At 37.9% G+C, this 6,417-nt stretch carries 5 protein-coding genes; 2 read left to right on the top strand and 3 right to left on the bottom strand.

Going from position 1 to position 6,417, the window contains the following annotated elements; genetic code table 11:
- Position 1: 1 nt before the first annotated feature.
- Positions 2–775, bottom strand: coding sequence for an ABC transporter permease (locus KS419_RS17035; RefSeq protein ID WP_217067589.1), 774 nt, complete (start codon positions 773–775; stop codon positions 2–4).
- The gene (locus KS419_RS17040; protein WP_217067590.1) at positions 708–1,553 is read right to left on the bottom strand and encodes an ABC transporter ATP-binding protein; all 846 of its coding nucleotides are present in this window, start codon (positions 1,551–1,553) and stop codon (positions 708–710) included. Before KS419_RS17040 ends, KS419_RS17035 begins: the two co-directional genes overlap by 68 nt.
- 503 nt (positions 1,554–2,056) lie before the next feature.
- Here KS419_RS17040 and KS419_RS17045 point away from each other — a divergent pair.
- The gene (locus KS419_RS17045; RefSeq protein WP_217067591.1) at positions 2,057–3,592 is read left to right on the top strand and encodes a hypothetical protein; all 1,536 of its coding nucleotides are present in this window, start codon (positions 2,057–2,059) and stop codon (positions 3,590–3,592) included.
- 158 nt (positions 3,593–3,750) lie between these two features.
- The gene (gene pepF / locus KS419_RS17050) at positions 3,751–5,556 is read left to right on the top strand and encodes an oligoendopeptidase F (protein WP_217067592.1); all 1,806 of its coding nucleotides are present in this window, start codon (positions 3,751–3,753) and stop codon (positions 5,554–5,556) included.
- Positions 5,557–5,818: 262 nt separating this feature from the next.
- On the opposite strand, the gene KS419_RS17055 is transcribed toward pepF, so the two are convergent.
- Complete coding sequence (locus KS419_RS17055; RefSeq protein WP_217067593.1) at positions 5,819–6,250, bottom strand: ferritin-like domain-containing protein; 432 nt, start codon at positions 6,248–6,250, stop codon at positions 5,819–5,821.
- Between the last annotated feature and the right edge of the window lie 167 nt (positions 6,251–6,417).

Genomic DNA, 6,417 nt, shown 5'->3' on the forward strand with positions numbered 1-6,417 from the left:
TTTAAAGTTTTGATAAACCCCAACGGGATAAAACTCGCTTTTCGATTCTACTGAAAATTAAATATTCTACAATCAGACCGATTACAGATATAATAATCATAATGGCAATAACCATATCCATATTAAAAAAGTCCCTTGCATCCATTAATGTTCTTCCTAATCCACCGCGGCCAATAAGTTCTGCTGCAATGAGGGCTCGCCACCCGAACGCCCATGCTAATCTTGCGCCAGTCAGTGCGGAAGGTATCGCTGCAGGTATCATAACCTTCCATATTATTTCCTTTTGGTTATAACCCATTGTTCTTGCAGCCCTGATTAAAATTGGCTGTACATTTTTAATCCCCATTCGCATATTTAAAGTCATGGCCCAAGTACCCCCTAGTACGATGATAAATATAATTGCTGGGGTTTGCGCACCTGCAAATATTATTAAAGAAATTGGGAGCCAAACGATACTAGGTATAGACTGTAATGCCACCACAAGAGTACCTAATGTTTCATCTGCAATTTTCGAAACACCAATAAGGATCCCTAACGAACCTCCAAATAGAATAGCTAATCCATAACCTAGTGCAATCCGATAAATACTCTCGGAAAGGGCTGTTAAAAGAATTCCCGTTTGAAAAAAGCCAATATAAAGTTGTTCAATGGCTCCTAACGGGGAAGGAAACATCGTTGGAGATCTAAACTCGTAAACTAAATTAAATCTATATATGGTCTCCCAGATTACGATCAGTGCCGTAAAGAAGAGAAGCCTTCTTAGTATTGAAGTCATCACCCATTTCCTCCCTCATCACTTTTTCGATTTCTCCACCTAAGATTGACATAATATCTTCCTCTAATTGAACAAATTCTGGTGAAGTAATCGACCTAGGTCTTGGAAGATTCACGTCATAAACTTTTCTTATTCCACCTGGACGCGTTCCCATTAAGACAATTCGATCGGATAAAAGGATAGCCTCCCGGATATTATGAGTAACAAATAGAATTGTTTTTTTTGTTTCTTCCCATATATATTGAACTTCACGGTGAAGCATGGTTCTTGTCTGTTCATCCAACGCACCAAATGGTTCATCCATCAGTAAAATCTTAGGGTCCATTGCTAAAGCCCGTGCTATTGCAACTCTCTGTTTCATCCCTCCAGATAATTCATGTGGATAAGATCCTATAAATTTACTTAAGTGAACAAGTTTCAAATATTTCTTTGCATGCTCCTTCGCTTCTTCTTTTTTCATTTTTTTTCGCAAAGCAAACGACACATTTTCCAGTACGGTTAGCCATGGCATTAAGGCTGCCTCTTGAAAAACAACGCCACGATCTGACCCAGGCTGCAAGACTTTCTTATCCCCCACAAATACTTCCCCATTAGTAGCTTCATCTAATCCGGCAACAATATTAAGCAAGGTAGACTTCCCACAGCCAGATGGTCCAAGTAGGGAGAGGAATTCTCCAGACCTTATTTCTAGATTTATATCATCAAAGACGGTAAACGACTTTTCTTTTTCCTTATTATGAAAGGTCTTTTCCACATGTTCAATTCTTACTTGTTCCATATAAATCCCCCTAAACAAGCCATACTTGACAATTCATATATTTTTGGTCGGAATTAATATGTTTAGTATATGATGGGTATGTTAGTGTGTCAACAGAAAAAGTCCTATTTATACTTTTTAATTTTAGGAGATGTAAAGTAGAATGTTGATATATTCAAAAGCTGGCCAACAATTACATAAACTTGGAGAGATTTAGAACGTTGAACAGCGCCGATGCTCCTACTTGAGAAAACAATATGTTTAAAGTGTAATCATTTTTTGGATAAACAATGATAATTATATGATTCATATAATACAAAAATTTATACTCTCTTCTAAATAAAATGAGTGTATAAAAGGTATTTGGGTGAAGATAAATATGAACTAAAATATGACATCACTGCTTTACTAGTGGGACTTTGTTGCAAAATTGTAATAACTTTGTGAAAAACCTCATTTACGTTCTTATTTAAATACGTTACTATATTGATTTGTGACCATAACTATTATGAAGGAGATACAGCATGGATATTATTGAACAAATTACGCATTTACAGTTGCTTAATCAGTTTTGGATTTTGTTATTTTTCCTAGTACCGATGGTTCTAATCGCCCGTACTGTCGTTGCAGGTACTAGATATTCTCCCATCCTAATCATTGTTATTTTTGGGTTAACTATGGGATATGTCCTAGTATTAAGTGATGTAGCAACACCTGGTTTAAGTGAATTCCCCTTTGTTAACTTAATGGCTAATACTACGATTATCGCCCTCACGGTTTCCTTCTTTGTTGGGGGACAAGAACTAAGGAAGATTCTTGGAAACAAAGAGATGGAAGTGGACGATATGGTCGTGCCCTCTGAAGATGAACTCGTATTAGGAACAAACAATACTCAATTTATTTTTATCATCCGCTCCTTTTTCCTGCTCCTCGGTATTGAAGGGGTCGCCAGAATATTAATGAACAGTTCCACAACCTTATTAAGCGGCTATTATCCATTGATTGCTTACATAGGTATAGTGGGGTCCATTATTTTTATAGACAGTAAAGCAAAAATCAAGAACAAACATTTGTACATTAGAAAAGGATTAGTGGAGATCTTTTTCATCATCGTTATCCTCCTTCTTTCTTTTCAAATTGCATCTACAATCCGGGATTTAATTGCTTTACCGCAAATTTTCTTTGCAATGATGATTGCTGCAGCTCTAGGAGCAATTTTTTATAAGTGGACATTTGGGCCAACAATTCGGGCTCTTTTATTTGCAGGTATACCGATTGTTCTAGCAGCAAACTTCATGGTAGGAGGATCAAGGATAGGGGAAGCTTTCTCTATTGAAGGAATGAATTCGGTACTTGCCTACGGATTCTTTGGTCAACTTTTCTGGATGTTTGGGGGAATTGCCTTACTAATGTATTTTGCCAGAACTGCAAATGCCAGAAACCTTGCTCCAGGTATGGCTGGGGCACTGTCCCACTCTGGATTAACTGGCGCTTGTACAGCAGGTGATTTTGGTAAAACAGCAGCACAACGTGCACCAATTATGATTAATATCCCATTTTTTGGTCATGTCTTCGTCTTTTCTATACTAGCAATTAGTGCTGACCGTGGTGAACTTTGGCTTTTCCCATCGTTTATTATCGTAGCAATCGGAGTCGTCTTAACCGCACTCTCCTTAAAGAATTTAAGGAAAGCAAATGGGGAGGATCGAAAAGAAGTCAATGCTCTGATGCAATTCTCCTTTGGATGGCAACTTTGTGCAGTATTTGGGGGATTAACTTTACTTAGTCTAAGTGCCATGCAAATGGATTATGCGGCTATGGCACAGTCTAGCGCCATTTCTCATTTCGGATTATTTGCAGCAATTCAGGGAGAGATGTTTGGAACGGAATCTGCTTTACTCATCCCATTTATATTCTCAATGCCATTCCTAGTACATCCTCTCGTTTTCTTTATGTTTGGAAGAGCGATGGAAAACAATGGAGATATGCCGGTTAAACCTGTCTACATCCTTGCTTTAATCGGAGTAGCAGGCGTCGTGGCAGCTTTATTCCTAGTATAAATACTATTAATCCTAATAAGATTCACTAACTTACGTCATCTTCCTATTGGGAGATGACGTTTTTATTAGGATATATTCAAATTCATACTCACTGTCCACTATTTTATAGTATAATATTAATTATTCGGTTACCGAAATATTTTTTAGGAGTTGATTAAATGGCAAAAGGTTTGACGAAACGTCATGAAGTCCGAGAAGAAGAAACATGGAAAATTGAAGATCTATTTGTTACAACAGAAGAATGGAAACAATCATTGGAAAACGTTGAATCTGCCGTATCCAGTGTAGTTAAATTTAAAGGGACATTCCATGAGGGAGCTAATAATCTCTTACAGTGTTTTCAAGCTTACGAAAAACTATCAGAACAACTAGTACCTGTCACCACCTATGCAAATTTAAAAATGGCTGAGGATGGAACGAATCCTGAATCACAAACGAATTATGCCTTAATGAGTGCTACTGTCACGCGAATCAATACTGCCGTTTCCTTTATAGAATCAGAAGTGTTGACTCTCTCAGAAGAACAAATAAAAGCCTATTTTAAAGAAGAGAAAGAATTGGAAGCCTATCAGATTCCCCTAAGAGATATATTAGCAAAAAAGGCCCATTCCCTGTCACCAGAAACCGAAGAAGCGTTAGCATCCCTAGGGGAGGTACATAGTGCCCCATATAAGATATACTCTACAAGCAAATCTTCAGACATGTCTTTCGATTCGTTTATTGATGGGAAAGGAACGGAAAAACCTTTATCGTTTGCGCTTTTTGAGGATCAGTACGAACTTTCTCCTAATACAGCTGAGCGAAGAAATGCTTATGAATCATTTGTGCGCACATTGAAAAAATATGAAAATACCTATGCCACTGTATATGCAACGGAAGTAAAAAAACAGGTGGCATTGGCAAAACTCCGGAATTATTCCTCCGCTACGGAGATGCTCTTACATCCACAAAAAGTAACGAGGGAAATGTACGAAAATCAATTGAACATTATTTATAAAGAACTTGCGCCCCACATGCAGCGGTTTGCAAAACTGAAAAAGAGATTACTCGGCTTGGATGAGTTTAAATTCTGCGACTTGAAGGCTCCTTTAGATCCTGAATTTCAGCCAGAGACAAGTTATGAAAAAGTTTCTGAATTGATACTAGAAGCTTTAACAGTTATGGGACCAGAATATAAGGAAATAATGCGTAAAGGATTAAAAGAGCGCTGGGTGGACCGGTCAGATAATGTTGGAAAAATGACTGGTGCCTTTTGTGCAAGTCCCTATGGATCACATCCATTTATTTTAATGACGTGGAAAGATACGATGCGTGGTGCATTTATCTTAGCACACGAATTGGGTCATGCCGGACATTTTTATCTTGCTAATAAACACCAACGGATAGCGGATACTAGACCATCAATGTATTTTATCGAAGCTCCATCCACTATTAATGAGTTGCTATTGGCAAATCACCTGTTAAACAACACAAATGATACACGCATGAAACGATGGGTTATTTTACAATTATTAGGCACTTATTACCATAATTTTGTAACTCACTTGCTAGAAGGGGAATTCCAGCGCCGTGTTTATCAGTTTGCCGAAGCAGGGAAGCCACTTACTGCCTCTGTTCTGACCGGCCTTAAAAAAGAAGTCCTTACAGGATTCTGGGGAGATGCAGTTGAAATTGATGAGGCAGCAGGATTAACTTGGATGAGACAACCTCACTACTACATGGGCCTCTATCCTTACACTTATTCAGCTGGACTTACTGCATCCACTGCTGTTGCAAAGCGTATTCAAGAAGATGGTCAACCGGTAGTAGACCGATGGCTAGAAGTACTGAAAGCTGGGGGTACAATGAAACCTTTAGAGCTTATGAATCATGCTGGAGTCGATATGTCTAAAAAAGAAACAATTAGAGTTGCCGTTGAGTATGTGGGGTCACTCATTAATGAATTAGAAAAAAATTACGAATAGTTTAAATTGTTAACCTACCGTTTCCTGCCTTTTACCTGAAACGGTAGGTTTTTTTGGTATTGAAAATTCCTTCTCCACCTCTAGCAACACATTCAAACGAATATATGTAATAGTTTTCGTCAATATAATTAAATACGGTACGTGAAAAATTAAAACCTATTTACATCCAACTCCTCTCTTTTTTGGCTAGTGATAAAAGTTGGCACGCAAAAAGGAACGGATCACTGAATTTCCGTTCCCCAACCCATATTGTTACTTTTCTCTATCTTATTGTTAAATAAGATAAAAACCAAATAGCATGATTCTGCTCCTCCGCAGCAACTTTTCGGAGAATACGACGTATATAGCCTTGCGGTGCCCTCTCTGACATATCCAAATAAAAATCTACTGCTTTCTGTTCATTTTCAAACGCTTTAAGTAACGCAATCCTATAATTTTCCGGACAGGTTTCATTCAACTCAGGGGAATATTGCTGCCCCGTTAGAGACGTGTAAATTTGAGAGAATTGTTCATAATGTCTAAATTCGTCATCCCTTATTTCTAATATTTGATCCATTTCTTTTTTATTGGATGCCTGGCCTGCCATTTTCTCGTAGCATTGTATCGCACTGTATTCACCGTCCATTGCATACTGTAAATCTAACAAAAACTGATTCATATCCCCATTCATTGACTGATTTGTAGAAGAATACATGATCCATTCCCCTTTCCTTACATTTTCTTACTACTCACTATTTATATGCTATCCCTTTAGGCCTGTGACGACTGTTAGAGTAAAATGTTTGTGGGTGGAAAAAAAGTAAGTTAAGGAAGAATATGTAACCTTGGTGACGAGTGGGGAAGTGGTTTTATTCCCCACTC

The organism is Evansella tamaricis, from assembly GCF_019042215.1.
GTDB classification, from domain to species: Bacteria; Bacillota; Bacilli; order Bacillales; family Salisediminibacteriaceae; genus Evansella; species Evansella tamaricis.

What these genes read in the sequence shown, in the direction of transcription:
- KS419_RS17035 (WP_217067589.1), bottom strand. Translation starts at nt 775, where the DNA reads ATGACTTCAATACTAAGAAGGCTTCTCTTCTTTACGGCACTGATCGTA.
- KS419_RS17040 (WP_217067590.1), bottom strand. Translation starts at nt 1,553, where the DNA reads ATGGAACAAGTAAGAATTGAACATGTGGAAAAGACCTTTCATAATAAG.
- KS419_RS17045 (WP_217067591.1), top strand. Translation starts at nt 2,057, where the DNA reads ATGGATATTATTGAACAAATTACGCATTTACAGTTGCTTAATCAGTTT.
- pepF (WP_217067592.1), top strand. Translation starts at nt 3,751, where the DNA reads ATGGCAAAAGGTTTGACGAAACGTCATGAAGTCCGAGAAGAAGAAACA.
- KS419_RS17055 (WP_217067593.1), bottom strand. Translation starts at nt 6,250, where the DNA reads ATGTATTCTTCTACAAATCAGTCAATGAATGGGGATATGAATCAGTTT.